The following is a 17,731-nucleotide window of genomic DNA, read 5'->3' as shown; positions in this document are numbered from 1 at the left end:
GGTTCGGCTACTCGGGGTTCGGCAAAGGGGAGTGGCTCGTCCATAGGAGGTTCTTCGACTTTTGTATCCTCCATAGCTGTTCCCAGTTCTATAGAACGCATCGCCTCAGGATCAGCATCGATGATTGGGTCCGTCGCAGGAGAGTCCTCTGACGGATTTTCTGCAATAGTGTCTGCGACTTCATCTGCCTGATCAGTCAATAGACTTTCTGTCTCAGCTTTGGTTGGAGAGCTGTCGGCGTTTACCTGAAAGGTGGGCAGTTCTGGTTGCCGGTCGGGATCCAGGTCTACATCACTGGGTGGCTTGATTTGGGGAGGTAGGGTCAAGCCTTCAGAAGGGATAATTTCCTTGGGAACTATAGGGGTATCGCTGGTAAGGAGTGCCTCTGATTTCTCTGGGGAGGGAACAAAGGCTTCCGTGGAGCCTGGAAAAATGGAGATTTCTTCTTCAAAATCGAGGTCTGGCTGATTTGCGATCGCATCCAGCATCTGCGCTAAACCGATGGTGACCGTAAAGGACGCCGACACCAACGCAGTTTTCTCCACCGAGCCATCTGGGCTCAGGAGCGAAATCGCCCCCAGAATAACCTGAGTAGATAGTTCCTCTGGCAACGCGATCGTGACCGAAAAGGGAGAGGGCAATGCTTTGGGTAAATCAAACGCCTTTTCAGTAACCGTACTGGCCGTTTGTGGATCCCGTAGCTCTACCCAAAGCTGCCCATTGGCTAAAGGACTCCCAGCCGTTTGAGATAGATGGCCAGTCAGGGTTAATGTTTGTCCCAACTCTGTTACATAGGCTTGTTGCTTTAGCTGCAACTGAACGTCAGGTGATTGAGCATCACCCAGTGCAATATCAGAGATACCAGCCGCTGGTTGCTCCGCACTGACCTCTGCATCAAGCGAGCGCCGATGGTCAACTGTAGCCTCCGACCAGTTAGGTTCCCAATCATCCTCATCTCGCGGCGTGACCTGTAATTGCACCGAATAATGCCATCCCCCCTCCCCCAGAAAGTCATCAATGACATTGGGACTGTTACACTCAATTTCCCAGCGGCCAGGACTCAGCTTGATAAACGGGAAAATAGCCAGCAATCCCGAGTCGTTTGTATTTGCTTTACGTTTACGAACACGACGGCGAGGAGGAATTTCATCTAGCAACAGTTGACTAACCCGAACTTCGACAGAAGTACTGTCATAGCTCGTATGGGCAGCCATGCGATAGCGACCTTCCAAGATTTCTACCTGCCTTGTTTCCAGCGGTAGCCAGGTCTGATCACCTTCCTGCTGAATTAAAAACTCCCAATAACGCATACTTAAACACCTGTCAGAGACCTGCCCGTATCACCTGTAGCCACTGGTGTGATCTATGCAAACAGCTACAACATAGGGGCAATCCTAGCAAACATAGCTACGATTCTCACCTTTTTCCGTCAGAGTCACCGTTTTCCCTAAGCTTTCTGTACGTTAGCTATAGCAATACTAAAGAAATATGGCGAAGTACACGTTCAAATAAACAAGTTTTGTGATGTCAGTAATTTTCTAAAAAGACATTATACCAGTGGCTGGGGGTGGCTAATAGCATAGCCCTGCACATAATCTACACCCAGTGCCTGAACTTTTTTCAGCACAGCTGGACTTTCAACATATTCAGCAATTGTTTTTAAGCCCATGATGTGACCGATGTTGTTAATAGCTGCCAACATGGCACAGAGCAAATCATCTGTTGGGGATTCCTTGACAAAATTACCATCAATTTTTAAGTAGTCTACCGGTAAATGCCTTAGATAGCTAAAAGAAGACATACCACTACCAAAGTCATCTAGCGCAAAGTGACAGCCAATCTTTTTAAGTTTCAAAATAAGATCCGCCGCTTTTTGTAAATTAGCAATGGCTAGGGTTTCCGTTATTTCGAAACAGAGTATCGCGGGGTTGACGGGATACTTTCGTAGCTGCTTTTCCAAAAAACCGATAAAATTTTCGTCATTGATACTAGCACCCGATAGATTGACACTATAAATTGTCTTAGGCATCGGGGTATGGGACGTCAAATAACTAAAGAAACTTTCCACGACCCAACGGTCAATGCGGGGCATGAGGTTATAGCGTTCCGCTGTCGGTAAAAATGCCATCGGTGGTGCTATTTCACCGGTACGAGTATTGGGCAAGCGTAGCAAAATTTCACACAAGCGAATATCGCTAGAGTTGGGGACAGCGGATTCAATCGTTTGATAATACAGCTGAAACTGGTCCCCATCAAGGGCCTCCGTCACCCGTGAAAACCATTGCACATCTTCAGTTTGTCGGCTAATGCCGACATCGTCTGAGTGGTAGATTTGCACGCGATTACGCCCCTTATTTTTGGCGACATAACAGGCCTTATCCGCCAGCTGCATAACCTGTTTACTGCTGACAGTATTGGATACCATCGGCACAATACCAATGCTGACACCAATGTTGAACATCTTGCCATCGAACACAAAGCGAAACCCTTGAATACCCTGACAAAAGGACTTAGCAATTTCAGTGGCACGATCCAATTTACAGTTGTATAGCAACAGACCGAACTCATCACCACCAAGTCGAGCCAACACATCAGTTTGACGAATTTGCCTCCGCCACAGATCGGCCACTTGTTGCAACAACTGATCCCCAGCCGCATGGCCACAGGTATCATTCACAGCCTTGAAATGATCTAAATCCATATAACACAGCATGTGCTGTGATTCTGCACCGTGCAGCTCCTCAATGGCATTATCTAGAGCGTGCATAAACTTTTTGCGATTGAATAGTTCGGTCAGTGGATCGTGGGATGCTTGCCAGGCCAGTTGTTTAGCCCTACCCCGTTCTTCAGTGACATCGTGGAAGACAAGAACGGTGCCCAGCACCTCGCCGTTATCGGCACGAATGGGGGCTGCCGAATCTCCGATCGCAAATTCCTGACCAGTTTTAGAAATGAGTGTGGGATGATTGCTGAGGCTAATGGCTTTCTTTTCCTTGATGGCCTGTAAGGCTGGATTTTGCAGGGGCTGCTGGGTCGCACTATCAACAATGGTGCAAACTTCTGAAATGGAGCGTTTTTTTGCGTCATTGGCTTTCCAACCCGTCAGTTTCTCAGCCACCGGATTAAAATCCTTAATATAGCCATGGGCATCGGTTGTAATAACAGCATCGCCAATGGAGTGGAGAGTAATCTGGGCCAGCTCTTTCTCTTGATAGAGCGATTGCTCCAGATGTTTGCGCTCAGTGGTATCGGTTTGGGACCCGGCGATCCGGTAGGGCTGTCCTTCCTCATCCCATAAAGCCATACCGCGCGTTAACATCCAGCGATAGCTGCCATCAGCATGACGCATTCGATATTCAAATTGAAAGTTAGACCGCTGAGAAGCAAGGTGTTCTTGTAGTGTTTGTTCAAACTCTGACCGACTATCAGCATGGATACGTGACAACCACTCTTCAGGGCTATCACTAAGATTGCTGTGGTTAAGCCCCAGCATGGTTTTCCAACGGAGGGAATAACAAATAGTATTGGTTCTCAAATCCCAGTCCCAAATGCCATCGTTAGCCCCTTGCACCGCCAGAGCATAGCGTTCCTCACTAATTTCTAGCTTTTTTGTGAGTTCTGTACGCTCAATTGCATATTGAATGGTCTTAGCCAGGAGATTACCAACATCAACATAGCCTAACCTCTGCAATCTTTCGGGTGAAAATGTGTCTGATTTTACCAGGTAGTCTTGGGCACCCTCCTGCAAGGCAGCTATGGCAACGTTTTGATCTTGAATACCTGTTAGAACAACCACAGGCACCTTGGGCACAAGTGTTTTAATTTGCTTAACTAGATCGACACCTTGACCATCAGGTAGACAAAGGTCTAATAAAACCACATCAAAATTGTTATTAGTCTCTAGAGTCCTGATAGCTTCATTAAAGCGCTCAATATGATGCAATGTTGTTTCAAGCAGTTCAGAGGAAGATAACAGTTCTTGGAAGAGTTGAGCATCCGATATGTTGTCTTCAATCAATAGTGCATCTATACCTGTTGTCATGGGTACGCCCGTATAGGTTATATCTAAGGAGAAAATGTAAAAATGAAATAGCTAGTGTTTTATTCATAGGCATAGCAGCTCCTATAAATAGACTAGCTAGGTGGTAATCAGCACTGGTAATTATGCAACAACAAAAGAATAAATACGAGTCTCTACAGAAAACAACACGCAGCGTCCTAATTGATCTAGAGACATAGTAAGAAAAGTCGTTATAACTTGTATATCGCAAAAATACCTATTCTTACGATATGACTGCCTATACAGAGAGCACAGGTGCTACGGAATTGCTAGAGCATCGAAAAACATATATCGAGCTAACTCTACTCTAGATATTGGGTCAAAAATTGCTGAATTAGTATTTTAAGTTACAGACTGGTGGGCAATTGGGCAGTTTCAAGCCAAAAACCCAGGATTTTCTGAGCAATCAACTGATATTCCCTAAAGTTTGTGGGTTTAGTAATGTACGCATTAGCATGGAGCTGATAGCTTTTATCGATATCGTCACGAGTGGCAGAACTTGACAAGACAATGGTGGGAATAGCTTGCCAAGCTGAGTTCCCCTTAATTTCTCCTAGAACTTCGTGACCTGTTTTACCAGGTAAATTGAGATCCAGCAAAATCAGTTGAGGATGAGCGTGACTGTTATCGAATTGCTTTAGTAGGGTTAAAGCTTCGTCTCCAGTTTGAGCCAGTTGAATAGACCATTGGCAGCCGACATCATCAAAAGCAGCTGATAAGATAGCTGCGTCAGTAGGGGAATCTTCTACAAGAAGAATAGTTACGTCCATCTTAGTGGTCAGGCATGCTAACACCCATTGTGCACCCGAAGGCTATGATTCTAACCAGGACAGTGGACTTGAGGGTTTCCTCATAAGCAAACTTTAAGCTTCATGTTGATATTGATCTGGGACTAGAGTGAAATAAAATATTGAGCCTTCTCCTGGAGACGATTTGAGCCAAATATTACCTTGATAGTGCTCGACAATTTTTTTGCAGATAGCTAGGCCAATCCCATAACCCTTTTGCTCTTGTTGATTATGCAATCGCTGAAATAGCTTAAAAATACGTTTTTGTTGGTCTTGGGGAATACCAATGCCATTGTCTTGTACGCTAAAAAACCACTTAGTGGCCTGCTGCTCAGCATTAATATGAATATGGGGCGGTTCCGGTCCTCGAAATTTAATGGCGTTACTGATTAAGTTTTGCAGTAGCTGTACAACATGATTTGTATCCACATCAAGGGTGGGTAAGTCCCCATGAGTAATAGTTACTTGATTTTCCAAACGTATAAGCTTAAGGTTTTCGAGTGCCGTGGCAAGGGCCTGTTCTAGGTTGGTGGGGTTGTTATTTAATTGTTTACTGTTAATGCGAGAGAGTTCTAGAATGCCATCTATCATGGCTTTCATGCGAGTGCCACCGTCAACGATATGGGTGATATATCGTTGGGCTGATGCATCTAGGCTGTCTTTATAACGCTGTGCCAACAGCTGGGAGAAAGCTGTCATGGCTCGCAGAGGCTCCTGCAAATCATGGGAAACGACATAGGCAAACTCCTCTAGATCCGCATTAGATCGGATTAATGCTTCAGCTTTCTGGGCTAACTTTTGCTCTGTTTGTTGTCGTTCCAATACTTCTGCTCGCAGACGTTTATTAATTGCGAGCAGTTCTGTCGTTTCGTTTTTAGGGTTATGGGATTGGGTTAAATTGTGCACTGATAAATCAGTACTGGCGCATTGGCCAAGCTTCTCTAATGAAGAGTCATAGGTCTCTCGTTCAACCAAAAGTGTTAAAAACTCTTCCGTTGACTCACTGGCAAGGTGTAAGTGAGCTTCTATGGTCACCCTATAGGGCTGTTCATTATCGACTGTGCTGATCTGGCCGCTAGCTCGTTGGATATGGCCAGCATTGATGTGTGCTTGCTGGAGAGCTATGCTGACCGGCTGCCGCAATGAAATTGGCAAACATTTCAGGATGTCTTGACAATCACTACGGTCAGTCTGGGCATCAGACTGAGTTTTCAGCAGCCCAAGGGGATCGCCACAGACATGTAGTAAATAGTTTTGCCGATTGACAAGCAGACAGGTAACTCGGCGATGGTTTAGTAACGACTGAAAGGCTCTGCTAATTAGAGGCTCAGTTTGCTGGTTATATTGCAATGGCTACCAGAGAATGAAAAAGCTTAATAATTCAGTGACCTGGTCGCTGGGGGCAAAATGACCGTTGAGCTTAGCGCTACTGGAATAGGCTGGGTGCCCCTGGGGGTTGGAGCAAACTTTCCTATGCAGGTAAGAACTGGGAGGCGATAAACTAGCTATCTTAAAGTCTTACATCTACATGACATCTACAAATAAATAATAGAACCGGAGAGGTAATAATGACACCCCTCCGGTTAAAAGCCAAAACTTTCTGATGCTTGCTGACTAAACTGGATTTACTTCGTTAGCTTAGCCAGGGATAAAGCCTGGGCAAAACTAAAAACTACCAGCTAGACTTCACTACGCCAGGTAGTAAGCCCTGGTGAGCCATATCTCTAAGAGCATTGCGGCAAAGACCGAAGTCACGATAATAGCCGTGAGGACGACCCGTCAACCAGCAGCGGTTATGCAAACGCGTAGGGGAACTATCGCGAGGCAGCTGCTGAATTTTTCGATGAATTTCTAACTTTTCTGTTTGAGAGCCAGCGGACCTAAATGTATCCAAAAGCTCCTGACGCTTAGCTGCATACTTTGCAACTGCCTTTTCGCGCTTACGCTGGCGCGCAATCATGCCTTTTTTAGCCATTGGGCTGATAATTTCCTAGGTGTTACCGATATTTACCACAGCTTCCCATAATAAAGGAGAACCTCTGCTTTGGCAAAGCTAACGTTAATAAATTAACGTTCTCGTTGATCGAAATCGTCTTCAATATCAAATTTAATCAGCCAATTAAGAATGCCAGCGGCTCCAATAAGAATGCCAATACCAACAAGTCCGAGTATGAACCAACCTAAACTATTCATAGGTTTTACAAGGGTTTGGGGGGGTGAACTCGTTGAGCTGTCAGGTACATACCCTGAATATCGTTGTCTTCATGCATTAAATTTCCCATCTATTCAGGAAAAATATATGGACGTTATCGGGCTAGGATTTCTTCTTTTTAGAGTTCTTGGTGCTTGCAGCCACAGCTCTAGCCTTAATTAGTTTAGGGCCAGAGGTGCACCATTCAATCAATTGACATCGCTCACAGGCTGGATTGCGAGCATCACAAACAGCACGGCCATGGTACACCAGCCGAATAGACCAGTTTTCCCAGTCTGGTTGAGGCAAAAGCTTCATCAGATCTTGCTCAATTTTGATGGGAGTGTCGTGTTTAGTCAGGCCAAGACGATTGGTAATGCGTTTTACGTGGGTGTCTACGGTGACTCCAGCATTGATTCCAAAAGCATGAGCTAGGACCACATTGGCTGTTTTGCGGGCTACTCCCGGAAGACTGGTGAGGGCTTCCATTGCTTGGGGCACGTCACCACCAAAATTGGTAATAATCTTTTCACAGGCGGCGCGGATATTTTTGGCCTTATTACGATAGAAGCCGGTTGATTTAATGTACGACTCAATCTCGCTGACGTCTGCTTCTGCGTAGTCTGTGACCGTTGGAAAGCGCTCAAATAGATGGGGTGTGACAATATTGACCCGTGCATCAGTACACTGAGCCGACAGCATCGTAGCGATTAGTAGCTGTAGTGGATTGTCGTAATCGAGGGAGCAAGGAGCTTCGGGATAAAGCTCTTTGAGCTGCTCGAGGATGAATAAGGCTCGTCGTTTTTTAGTGAGGCGAGGGCGTTTGGTCTGGGCAGCGGTCACGGTGATTTAGGAGGCTGACAATGTCTTAGAAGGTGGCTTTGAAGGATTTGTCCTCACCCCAAACCCCTCTCTCTAGGGAGAGGGGTTTTGATGGCGTTTAGATGCTTTCACCTGAGCAAAACCAGCGCTCCTTTTGTACCCCTTTTCATGGAGGAGAAGGAGCTGGGGGCTGAGGATTACCTACTGAAAAACATTCTGAAAAATTTCTAGGCGGGATATATCCCGAACAATCAACATGCTGCCTAAGCAAAGAAACAGCAGCAGGCCCGTTTGCATGACGCTCTCTTGAATTCGTCTTGGTAACGGTTTTCCCAGTAGAGCTTCTACCAGCAGAAAAGCCAGCTGACCACCGTCTAGGGCGGGTAAGGGCAGAATATTAATGATGGCTAGGTTGACGCTAATCAGGGCCGTAAAAGGAAACAGGCTGATAATATTGGCATCGGCCATGGTGCTACCCTGTTCAACAATACGTACAGGGCTGGATACCTGGTCGGATGTTTCAGAAAAGTTGGTTGCTAATTCAAAGAAGCCCTCGGCTGTGCGGACAAATACATTTTGAAATTCATCAGCGGCGAACGTAAGCACCTCAATTGGATTAGCAGAACGCTCATAGCTAAATCTACCGTTGGGATATAGCTGAACACCGATAATGGGCGTCCCTTCGGGGGACATGTCAGGGGTCACCGTTAGATTGAGTTCCTGTTTCCCCCGCTGGATGAGCAAATCAACGGGTTTATTAGGGCTAGTTTGGATAGCATCAATCAACACCTGTACGTTTTCTTCGCCTTGGTTAAGGGGTTGATTCTCAACGGAGAGGATAATATCTCCCGCTTTGATGCCAGCTTGGGCGGCTGGGGATGTATTGGACATGACCTGAGGAATCAGGACACCTGGCTCAGGTATAAAGTCTTGAGGGACGCCAACGCTGGTGAACTGGATGACAAAGACAAGGTAAGCAAACAGAAGGTTAGCAATCACGCCTGCGCTCATCACAATGGCCCGATCCATCACCGGACGATTTTGCAGCAGGTTCGGATCGTCAGGGGCAAAACTGGTGTCCGAATCCTCATCCATGGGAAAACCCACAAACCCACCGAGGGGAAGTGCCCGCAGCGCGTATTCTGTTCGAGAGCCTTGAAACTTCCACAGGATGGGGCCAAAACCGATGGAAAACCGGTTAACGTGAATGCCCTGTAGTCGAGCAGCTAGGAAGTGGCCCAGCTCATGGACGAAAATTAATAGGGCAATGACAGAAATAACGGCCAGAACGGACATAGAAGACAGTAAGTAGGTCAGTAAAAGTCGCTTGATTGGTTCAGAACGTAGGTTTACTCTTGGGCATCAGAAAACCCACAAAAGCATTGACAGACAACGTCAATAAGACAAGCAAGCGAGTCAATTAACGAAAAACGTTTGTTATGATTCCCATTCTACCGTTCCCTTTAAATAGCTGTGGGTTAAATGCTTCAAAGAAACTCGCGACCCATGTAGGGTTGAAGGACCTCAGGCACTTTCACGCCTCCATTAGGCTGTTGGTAGTTTTCAAGGATAGCGGCCATGGTACGGCCAATAGCTAGCCCTGAACCATTGAGTGTGTGGACAAACTGAGTACCTTTCTGCCCTGGGGTTTTAAAGCGAATGTCAGCACGGCGAGCCTGGAAATCAACGCAGTTGGAGCAGCTGGAGATTTCTCGGTAGCGATTGGCTGAGGGTAGCCATACTTCTAAGTCGTAGGTTTTGGTGGCCGAAAAGCCGATGTCACCGGTACAAAGGGCGAGTACTCGATAAGGTAGCTTCAGCTGTTGCAAAATGTCTTCAGCATCCTTCGTCAAGGCTTCGAGTTCATCAAACGAGGTGTCTGGGTGCACAAACTTAAACATTTCCACCTTATTGAATTGGTGGAGGCGGATTAAACCACGGGTATCGCGACCATAGCTGCCTGCTTCTCGACGAAAGCATGGGGTATAGGCACAGTAGTTAATGGGCAGCTGATCTTCTGTGAGAATTTCACTGCGGTGCAAATTTGTGAGGGGAACCTCAGCTGTTGGTGTGAGCCAAAGATCATCATCTGCACATTTAAAGCTGTCTTCAGCAAACTTAGGTAGTTGCCCTGAGCCAGTCAATGAGGCCGAGTTGACCAAGATGGGGGGCAAAATTTCGGTGTAGCCTGACTTGGTATGGCGGTTGAGCATAAACTGAATCAAGGCTCGCTCTAGAGCTGCACCAGCACCGATCAAGGTCACAAATCGACTCTGGGCAATTTTGACTGAACGCTCAAAGTTCATGATGCCAAGCTTTTCACCTAGCTCATAGTGCGCAAGCAACTCATCGCCCTGGGGAATCAGGTCATCGCCCCAGCGACGAACTTCCACATTCTCCTCTTCATCCTTACCCTCTGGCGTTGTGTCGTTGGGCAAATTAGGTAAGGTTAGCAAAATATCTTGAATCTTGGCCTTGAGTTCCTTTTCCTGAGGCTCTAGCTCGGCAAGCTCTTTTTTGACCTGGTTGCCTTCGCCGCGTAATGCCTTGACCTCGTCACCTTTAGGGTCGGCACCGCCCTTGATCTTCATACCAACGGCTTTGCCGATTTCATTACTGCGAGCCTGGAGTTGAGATCGCACTCCCTCCAAGCCTCGCTGCTCACTATCTAATGCCTGGAGTTCAGATAGAGAGTTTGCATAGTCGCCGCTGCGTTTGGCTAAGGCCGCTGCCACTTGGTCAGGATTTTGTCGAATCAGCTTTAGATCAAGCACTGTGGTTCACCGAGTTTTCCCAGTAAATCAGGATAACATCCCTCACCCTAAATCCCTCTCCCTTGGGGAGAGGGACTTTGATGCTCTAAGCTACTTGTTCGATCTCAGCAATTTCAGGGATAAATTCGCGTAGGCGACGCTCGATACCCATGCGTAGGGTCATGGCAGAGCTAGGGCAAGAGCCACAAGCACCTTGGAGGCGTAGTTTAACTACAGGGCCATCGATGTCAACTAGTTCAACGTTGCCGCCGTCAGCCATGAGGTAAGGGCGGAGCTCGTCAAGTACTTTTTCTACGTTGTCGTTGGTGAGCGCTAGGGTTTCCATAGAGTCGGTTCTTAAAAAGAGTGAAACAGCTATTTTAATACTAGCTTTTGAGTAGAAAAGCTTGGTCTTAAGTTCTTCAATCCCCTACATTAGATAACTGCCAGCATCGAAGTTGACCGGCCCAGTCTCCGCTGATCAGGGTGCGGCCATCGGGGGCAAATACGGCTGACCAGACGCCGCTTTCGTGGCCTTCAAGGATATCGAGCAATTTGCGGGTGGTCATATTCCAAATGCGGATGGTGCGATCGCGACTGGCGGTCGCCAAAAGTTTGCCATCGCCACTAAACGTAACGCTATTCACCCCTTGGCTGTGGGCATCAAGTTCGGCTAGAAACCGACCGTCCCCCAGTCGCCAAAACATGACTTTATTGTCAGCTCCGCCGCTCACTAGTAACTCACCATCGGGACTGATGGCAAGGGATACGATGTCATCTGTATGCCGTTGTAAACGATGAAGAATGCGACCAGTTTTGGCATCGCAGATATTAATCTCCCGATCTTGAGTGCTGGTGACCAGGGTGCAACCATCGGGGCTCAGCACCAGGGTACGAATCCAGTGCTGATGGGTAATTAGGATGCCTTGTAACGTGCCATCGACAGCTGACCAGCGCCGCACCGTTTTATCCTGGCTACCCGTATATATCCACTGACCATCAGGACTAAACGTCACGGTGCGGATGCTATCGGTGTGGCCTTTGAGGATGGCTAATTGTTGGCCCTGCTCCAGTTGCCACAAACACACCTTGTTTTCATTGCCACCGCTGGCAATCAATGAATCATCCGGACTAATGGCTAAGGCTCTAACCCATCCCTGATGACCTTGCAGGGTTTGATGTAGCTGCCCACTGTTGAAATGCCACAGTTTTACGGAGCGGTCACCGCTACCGCTGACGATGTATCTTGCTTGGCTATCAATGGCAATGGAACGAATCCAGCTATTGTGGGCGTTAATCGTTTGAGTACATTGCCAGAGATGGCGACTCGGGGGTTGGGGAGACGAGTTCACAGCCGCAGCTCTAGTGACTACATGCATCAGAGGTACTGAGTAGTTATTATCACATTTGTTATGGGTTGTTTGACAGACCAAAGACTTTGGGAGTGTCCGTTTGCAACAACGTACTATTAATAACGATTCCTCTAGGGAGAATTCCCGATAGCTTGAGCGGAAATTTTAATGCTGTCATGCAATTTTTTCCGGATGATACAGAGACGTCCAATGGCTGGGCGCAGCTGAACCCAAATCTTCAGGGATGAGCGCAGTCGCACCCTGATGTCGATCAGGCAATGCTGCCGCGTTTGCGAGCTTCTTTATAGGAGGTGCCAACATTTTGCAAACCAGCGCGAATCATTTGCTGCTCAAGTAGGGCAAAAAATCGGTTGCGATCGCCCCCCCGTACCACCGCCTGGTTATGGGCTTCTGCCAGGGAAACTGGGTAGCCAAAGCCTTTCTGCACTTGGGTGAGGGTCAGACTCAGGGCGCTCTCAAATAGCTGATTGTCATTAACCACCCATTCAGGAAACTCGACACGGGCAATTTCAGCGCCTACATGGACATGGCAAAAATACACTTGATGGTCACCATAAAGTTGCAGAATATCTGCCGAGCTTTTGAATAAGGGGCCGCGCTGTCCCGGTTCTAGCAGCGTGGCCCACAAGGTGACGTCTCGCAGTGGTGAAAATACCTGACAGGGGGCACCGTCGGTTTGCCCTTCGCAGTGCTTTTGACAATCTGGTTGCCCATAGGGACAGCTCTGCAGGCGTAGAAAGTTAAGGGCTTCGCTGCTCCGTGAGGCGCTGAGATATCCCACCAGGGGGACCTGGGCTGCACGGAGGGTATCCCAGGCCACCAGGATGGGCTCAAGAATTTGATCCCTGGCGGGTGCGGGCAGTTGATCGAGAAACCAATAAATTAATGACCCATCGGTCATGGCCAGGGTGGGGATGGATGCATGGGGTGAGGATTGCCTGGCTTCTAAGGTTGCTTGCGTCTCCGGCTGCCTCGGCTCTCCTTGCCCTCCATGCACATCCAGACCTAACTCTGCCAATACCACGGATTCTGATACCGTCCGGCGATAGCCCATCCACTCTTCTGTGCGAATGCCCCACTGGCGCGATGTGTAAAGGTCCTCGGGACGATAAATCACCTCTGGCTGGCTATCGAGCATTGGGAAGCGACTTTGGCCGTAGTGCAGCACAATACGACCGATGTTAAGCAAATAGCAATAGGCAATTTCGTGGTGGCTGGGGTTGATCTGTGAACCGTCGGTGGCAAGGACAGTGTGGGCTTCGGGGGCAGGTTTGATGTTGACTCGGGTATCTAGTGGTTCAACCGGTGCGGCGGCGGCAAAACCAATTTGCGGACCATGGGTTTGGAGTTGCTGGATTAAATGGGGTTGCTGTAATTGGGCCTGGTGGAGAAGTTGGGTTGCGATCGCAATCCTTGTCTTCGCTGCCTCAGCCTCCTTGGCCAGGTGATTACTGATCCCCTGCATCTGCTGTGCAATTTTTGATAGATCCAGCATGGTGCTGCCAGCCGCCTAAACGATATCGAACCTTTGTACTATCGAATCTAACGATAGCAGATGAATTCGATCGTCTTCCTGAGCCGCTTGACGTTCAGGCCCTAAGTTATAGCCCCAGTCGGCTAGAAACAGTTCAACGTGGTCTAGGTCAGGTTGTTTCTTGACAGACTGGAGAGCCTTGATCCGGTCTTCGATAAACCAGATACTAGGGGGAGCAGGATGATATCCTTGAACTTCCTGATCAGTTTCCGTCTGAGCCATATGGCTTGCTGTCAGCAATCGCAGCGTTTCATATTTGGGTCGTTTAACCTCTTTACCCAGAATATTCTCAGCGGGCATGGCCACACCGCTTTGTTTAAGTAGCTGCTGGATAAAACGGCCTTCTTTGGTGCTGACAATATAGGTGGGGCGTTTTTCCAGAGAGGCTTGTAGTACGGTTAACATATTGGGATAGAACCGATGCTGGGCTAGCCAGTTGTCTAAGTCGGTGGCAATCCAGTGGTCACGTTCACCATCCAAAATTTTGGCAGCTTCAGCCTGGGTAAGCTGGGTTTCTTCTAAAAACGGCAGCGCCAGGGTTGGCCAGCCTGGAATAATTTCCTCAGCTGTTTTACCTGAGACTAAAGCGCGTAACAGCATGGGCATTTCCCAGCCGGTCTCAATCACGGGACGCAGCGGATAAAACTGCTTAGCTAGTCCTTTAGGGGGCTCTAAGCTGTCTGGTTTAAACAGTTTGCAATAAGCCCGCCACGCCGTCTGAAAATATTCGATCAACCCGTCGCAAATTACTCCATCGAAATCAAATGCCAGAACATCTGGTTGCATGGTTGAGTTTCCTGTGGGGGCAATAAACAGAGGCCTTGAGTAAATAAAAACTCAAGGCCCGAGGGCGTAGAAGCACCCGATTCCAAACCCCACATTAATCTATACCAAAGGGGGTTAGTAAAAATTGTCAATTGATTAACTCTAATCAACTCAATCCTGAAACCTAACTGTAGCAGGATTGAGGGTTTAGAATAAATAACGCTTGACGCTGCTGATCCCCCGATCGGGTTGAAGCTGACAAGTTTTGCTGGATTGCACTCAATCCAGATCGGTATCTTGCAAAAATCAGCAACGGGAAACGCTGGATGGATAGGCCTATGAGCAGCTCAGTAGAGTTTTTAGATGAATTTGATGTAGTCGTGATCGGTGCAGGCCATGCGGGCTGTGAAGCCGCGCTGGCTTCAGCACGGTTAGGGGCTCGGACGCTGCTGCTTACCCTCAACCTGGACAGAATTGCCTGGCAGCCTTGTAACCCAGCAATCGGTGGGCCAGCAAAGTCACAGCTAACCCATGAGGTGGATGCCCTGGGTGGAGAAATTGGCAAAATGGCCGACCGCACCTATCTACAAAAGCGGGTATTGAATAATTCCCGTGGTCCGGCAGTGTGGGCTCTGCGGGCACAGACCGACAAGCGCGAATATGCCGCCACCATGAAAACCATCGTAGAAAACCAGGAGAATCTGGTACTACGTGAGGGGATGGCAACAGATTTAGTACTGGGTGACAACGATGAGGTGATTGGTGTTCAAACCTACTTTGGTGTTGCCTTTCGCTGTAAAGCGGTGATTCTCACCACAGGTACTTTCTTAGGGGGTGTTATCTGGGTGGGCAACAAATCAATGGCGGCGGGTCGAGCGGGGGAGTTTGCAGCTGTTGGTCTAACTGACACTCTAAACCAGTTAGGGTTTGAAACAGGTCGCCTCAAGACAGGGACCCCAGCCCGTGTTGACCGACGCACGATCAATTTTGATGTTTTAGAGAAGCAGCCAAGCGACACGGATGTACGCTGGTTTAGCTTTGACCCAGATGTGTGGGTTGAGCGTGAACCGATGGATTGTCACCTAACTCGTACGACAGCAGAAACGCATCGCATCATCCAAGAGAATCTCCACATGTCTCCTATCTATGGTGGCTGGGTAGATTCTAAGGGACCTCGCTATTGTCCAAGCATTGAAGATAAGATTGTTCGCTTTGCTGATAAAGAAAGTCACCAAATCTTTTTAGAGCCAGAAGGTCGTACAATTCCTGAGATTTATGTGCAGGGATTTTCTACGGGGTTGCCCGAAAGTATTCAACGGGCGATGTTACGCAGCCTACCTGGTTTGGAAAACTGCACCATGCTACGTCCGGCCTATGCGGTGGAGTATGACTATTTACCTGCCACCCAGTGTTTTCCCACACTGATGACAAAAAAAATTGAGGGATTGTTCTGTGCGGGACAAATCAACGGTACAACAGGCTATGAAGAAGCTGCGGCCCAAGGGTTTGTTGCTGGTGTTAACTCTGTTCGCTATGGCCGTGGTGACGAGATGATTATCTTTCCCCGTGAGGGTAGTTATATCGGTACGCTCATTGATGACCTGTGTACTAAGGATTTGCGAGAGCCCTACCGGATGCTCACATCACGGTCGGAATATCGGTTGATCCTACGTTCAGACAATGCGGATCAGCGGTTAACGCCTCTGGGGCGTGACATTGGTTTGGTGGATGACCGACGGTGGGAACTATATCGGCGCAAACAGGAGAATATTGCGGCTGAAAAAAAGCGACTGCACAGTACACGGGTGAAGGCTCATGAACCTGTGGGTAAGCAGATTGCGGCGGATACGGGGCAGAAAATCAAGGATGCGATCGCACTTGCCGATCTCCTCCGTCGCCCCCGGTTCCATTACACCCATCTGGAGCAATACGATTTAGGTAATTCAGACCTAACACGGGCCGAAAAAGAAGGTGCTGAAATCGATATTAAGTATTCAGGCTACATTCAGCGTCAGCAAAGTCAGATTGAGCAAGTAGCCAAACAACAGAACCGCAAGCTACCAAAAGATATTAACTACATGAGCATTGACACGTTATCGATGGAAGCTCGCGAGAAGCTAACATCTTTTAAACCCTTAACCGTAGGTCAGGCCACTCGGATCGGTGGTGTTAATCCTGCAGATATCAATGCACTCCTAGTACATTTAGAAATCAAGGAACGCAAAAAAGAAGCATTAGCCAAAACATAAAGGCTCATCCCTGTAGGGGCATTGCCTACGGTGCCCCTACAGTAAACAAAAAAAACGCTAGTCCTAAGGGAAACTAGCGTCTAGTTTACGTACCTAACAAAACTCTAGGAAAAGGAGAGAAACCTGACAAGATTAAGCAGCTGTAGAACCCACCGTAACTACGGTTTGCACCTCAGTCTCCTGTTCAATTAATTTGACCGTCTCAGCGGCAGTCTCATCATCTGCCGTCTTTACCTTACCTAATAGTGTGGCCTTAATCGCTTCCACGATAGCCTGTAGTTTTAGCTTGAACTGAGTCACAATGTCTTTCTCATCAGTAGCCGTTTCCTGTGCCGCCTGTTTTGCATTTACATAGGCTTCCTGTCCTTTTTCTTTGACTACTTGAACGGCGTTATCGGCTAGATCTTTAGCAAGGGGGTGAACGGTGCTGGCACCTTCTTTTACTTCACTGATAGCCTCCGAGAAAGCGGACTTAAGAATATCGCCAATCTTTTGAGTACGACGTCCGCCTTCTGCTTTGATGGACTGGAAGTTTTCGTTGATTACTTGGGTGTTGGTATTGGTCATGATTCTGTGCCTTATTGAATAAAGTGAATAATGAAACGTGATGAGCGCGACAAACTTACTCAAAGACTGAGCTAGCTAACGGATACCACCTCTACATCAACCACCTGCTCGGTTGTGCTAGTGGTATCAGGAGAATAATTAGCCTCTTGATGATTCTTTTTCTTAGAGGCGTTTACCTGTTCGAACAAGAGTTGAGACACTTCAGTAACTAGAAGAGTAGCGATAATGCCATCGTCGAGCCAGCCAATAATCGGCAAAACATCAGGCAAGATATCCAAGGGACTGACAAGATATAGAAGACTACCAAAAACCACAAGCCAACGATATTTAGAGTTACGAATGGCGTTGCGGTACCAGTTGCGAATCCCTTCAATAATAGGTTGCTGTGCAGATGTCTTCATGGGCCGTATCTCTCTTGTTCGACAAATTCATCATCGCAAAAGGAGAGAATGGGTGCAGGTGGTGAATGCCCCCATGGGATGGGGTAAAATTACACCGACACTACCGTATACGGTTTCCCACTGAGATAGCTATAAACAAGGCTATAAAAGCGTTTTCAACGTTTTTAATAGTAACCACTTTGTCTGTTTTAATACTGCTTGTGCCAGTGGTAAAAGTGTCTTTATTGT

At 47.8% G+C, this 17,731-nt stretch carries 16 protein-coding genes and 1 pseudogene; 2 read left to right on the top strand and 15 right to left on the bottom strand.

The genetic code is table 11. The features are described from left to right. From DXZ20_RS37455 to DXZ20_RS14430, 13 genes and pseudogenes are all read right to left on the bottom strand, one after another. Positions 1 to 1,310 (bottom strand): annotated as a pseudogene (locus tag DXZ20_RS37455) (hypothetical protein); the annotation flags it as partial. A gap of 239 nt (positions 1,311 to 1,549) precedes the next feature. Then, the gene (locus tag DXZ20_RS14480) at positions 1,550 to 4,042 is read right to left on the bottom strand and encodes an EAL domain-containing protein (RefSeq protein ID WP_163669879.1); all 2,493 of its coding nucleotides are present in this window, start codon (positions 4,040 to 4,042) and stop codon (positions 1,550 to 1,552) included. A gap of 365 nt (positions 4,043 to 4,407) precedes the next feature. Further along, positions 4,408 to 4,830 (bottom strand): response regulator, encoded by a 423-nt coding sequence (locus tag DXZ20_RS14475; protein WP_163669877.1) that lies wholly within the window; start codon positions 4,828 to 4,830, stop codon positions 4,408 to 4,410. 93 nt (positions 4,831 to 4,923) lie between these two features. Continuing rightward, positions 4,924 to 6,198 (bottom strand): sensor histidine kinase, encoded by a 1,275-nt coding sequence (locus DXZ20_RS14470; protein ID WP_163669875.1) that lies wholly within the window; start codon positions 6,196 to 6,198, stop codon positions 4,924 to 4,926. Between the two features lie 322 nt (positions 6,199 to 6,520). Next, positions 6,521 to 6,823 carry a 30S ribosomal protein S14 gene (gene rpsN, locus DXZ20_RS14465; RefSeq protein WP_163698867.1) on the bottom strand — a complete coding sequence of 101 codons (303 nt, stop codon included), beginning with the start codon at positions 6,821 to 6,823 and terminating at the stop codon, positions 6,521 to 6,523. A gap of 92 nt (positions 6,824 to 6,915) precedes the next feature. Then, positions 6,916 to 7,041 carry a hypothetical protein gene (locus DXZ20_RS38230; RefSeq protein WP_284681676.1) on the bottom strand — a complete coding sequence of 42 codons (126 nt, stop codon included), beginning with the start codon at positions 7,039 to 7,041 and terminating at the stop codon, positions 6,916 to 6,918. 121 nt (positions 7,042 to 7,162) lie between these two features. Beyond that, entirely contained in the window at positions 7,163 to 7,882 is a 720-nt protein-coding gene (nth, locus tag DXZ20_RS14460) for an endonuclease III (protein WP_163698864.1), read from the bottom strand. A 180-nt stretch (positions 7,883 to 8,062) separates the two neighbouring features. Next, entirely contained in the window at positions 8,063 to 9,157 is a 1,095-nt protein-coding gene (gene rseP / locus DXZ20_RS14455; RefSeq protein ID WP_163669862.1) for an RIP metalloprotease RseP, read from the bottom strand. Positions 9,158 to 9,348: 191 nt separating this feature from the next. After that, positions 9,349 to 10,635, bottom strand: coding sequence for a serine--tRNA ligase (gene serS / locus DXZ20_RS14450; protein WP_163698862.1), 1,287 nt, complete (start codon positions 10,633 to 10,635; stop codon positions 9,349 to 9,351). Positions 10,636 to 10,720: 85 nt separating this feature from the next. Continuing rightward, entirely contained in the window at positions 10,721 to 10,960 is a 240-nt protein-coding gene (locus tag DXZ20_RS14445; RefSeq protein ID WP_006518566.1) for a NifU family protein, read from the bottom strand. 76 nt (positions 10,961 to 11,036) lie between these two features. Beyond that, complete coding sequence (locus DXZ20_RS14440; protein WP_163669850.1) at positions 11,037 to 11,993, bottom strand: WD40 repeat domain-containing protein; 957 nt, start codon at positions 11,991 to 11,993, stop codon at positions 11,037 to 11,039. A 244-nt stretch (positions 11,994 to 12,237) separates the two neighbouring features. Beyond that, entirely contained in the window at positions 12,238 to 13,482 is a 1,245-nt protein-coding gene (locus DXZ20_RS14435; protein ID WP_163698860.1) for a DNA double-strand break repair nuclease NurA, read from the bottom strand. A gap of 15 nt (positions 13,483 to 13,497) precedes the next feature. Beyond that, positions 13,498 to 14,307, bottom strand: coding sequence for an HAD family hydrolase (locus DXZ20_RS14430; protein WP_163698859.1), 810 nt, complete (start codon positions 14,305 to 14,307; stop codon positions 13,498 to 13,500). Positions 14,308 to 14,624: 317 nt separating this feature from the next. On the opposite strand from DXZ20_RS14430, the gene mnmG reads away from it, so the two are divergent. Further along, the gene (gene mnmG / locus DXZ20_RS14425; RefSeq protein WP_163698857.1) at positions 14,625 to 16,535 is read left to right on the top strand and encodes a tRNA uridine-5-carboxymethylaminomethyl(34) synthesis enzyme MnmG; all 1,911 of its coding nucleotides are present in this window, start codon (positions 14,625 to 14,627) and stop codon (positions 16,533 to 16,535) included. 132 nt (positions 16,536 to 16,667) lie between these two features. On the opposite strand, the gene DXZ20_RS14420 is transcribed toward mnmG, so the two are convergent. Together DXZ20_RS14420 and DXZ20_RS14415 are read right to left on the bottom strand one after the other, a co-directional pair. Further along, positions 16,668 to 17,102 carry a hypothetical protein gene (locus DXZ20_RS14420; protein ID WP_163698855.1) on the bottom strand — a complete coding sequence of 145 codons (435 nt, stop codon included), beginning with the start codon at positions 17,100 to 17,102 and terminating at the stop codon, positions 16,668 to 16,670. 71 nt (positions 17,103 to 17,173) lie between these two features. Next, a complete protein-coding gene (locus DXZ20_RS14415; protein WP_163669841.1) occupies positions 17,174 to 17,503 on the bottom strand; it encodes a YkvA family protein in 330 nt (109 codons plus the stop codon). Between DXZ20_RS14415 and DXZ20_RS38225 the strand changes: the two genes are divergently transcribed. After that, the gene (locus tag DXZ20_RS38225) at positions 17,502 to 17,627 is read left to right on the top strand and encodes a hypothetical protein (protein ID WP_284681675.1); all 126 of its coding nucleotides are present in this window, start codon (positions 17,502 to 17,504) and stop codon (positions 17,625 to 17,627) included. The genes DXZ20_RS14415 and DXZ20_RS38225 overlap by 2 nt on opposite strands. Positions 17,628 to 17,731: the final 104 nt, after the last annotated feature.

It is taken from the genome of Adonisia turfae CCMR0081 (genome assembly GCF_011009555.1).
GTDB lineage: Bacteria > Cyanobacteriota > Cyanobacteriia > Phormidesmidales > Phormidesmidaceae > Leptothoe > Leptothoe turfae.
This window is presented reverse-complemented; position numbering and strand designations above follow the sequence as displayed.

Excerpts from the sequence above, each read along its gene's own strand:
- DXZ20_RS38225 (WP_284681675.1), top strand. The coding sequence starts at position 17,502 with ATGGGCCGTATCTCTCTTGTTCGACAAATTCATCATCGCAAAAGGAGA.
- DXZ20_RS14415 (WP_163669841.1), bottom strand. The coding sequence starts at position 17,503 with ATGAAGACATCTGCACAGCAACCTATTATTGAAGGGATTCGCAACTGG.
- rpsN (WP_163698867.1), bottom strand. The coding sequence starts at position 6,823 with ATGGCTAAAAAAGGCATGATTGCGCGCCAGCGTAAGCGCGAAAAGGCA.
- DXZ20_RS14445 (WP_006518566.1), bottom strand. The coding sequence starts at position 10,960 with ATGGAAACCCTAGCGCTCACCAACGACAACGTAGAAAAAGTACTTGAC.
- DXZ20_RS14420 (WP_163698855.1), bottom strand. The coding sequence starts at position 17,102 with ATGACCAATACCAACACCCAAGTAATCAACGAAAACTTCCAGTCCATC.
- mnmG (WP_163698857.1), top strand. The coding sequence starts at position 14,625 with ATGAGCAGCTCAGTAGAGTTTTTAGATGAATTTGATGTAGTCGTGATC.
- DXZ20_RS14475 (WP_163669877.1), bottom strand. The coding sequence starts at position 4,830 with ATGGACGTAACTATTCTTCTTGTAGAAGATTCCCCTACTGACGCAGCT.
- DXZ20_RS38230 (WP_284681676.1), bottom strand. The coding sequence starts at position 7,041 with ATGAATAGTTTAGGTTGGTTCATACTCGGACTTGTTGGTATTGGCATT.
- DXZ20_RS14435 (WP_163698860.1), bottom strand. The coding sequence starts at position 13,482 with ATGCTGGATCTATCAAAAATTGCACAGCAGATGCAGGGGATCAGTAAT.
- DXZ20_RS14430 (WP_163698859.1), bottom strand. The coding sequence starts at position 14,307 with ATGCAACCAGATGTTCTGGCATTTGATTTCGATGGAGTAATTTGCGAC.
- rseP (WP_163669862.1), bottom strand. The coding sequence starts at position 9,157 with ATGTCCGTTCTGGCCGTTATTTCTGTCATTGCCCTATTAATTTTCGTC.
- DXZ20_RS14480 (WP_163669879.1), bottom strand. The coding sequence starts at position 4,042 with ATGACAACAGGTATAGATGCACTATTGATTGAAGACAACATATCGGAT.
- DXZ20_RS14440 (WP_163669850.1), bottom strand. The coding sequence starts at position 11,993 with ATGCATGTAGTCACTAGAGCTGCGGCTGTGAACTCGTCTCCCCAACCC.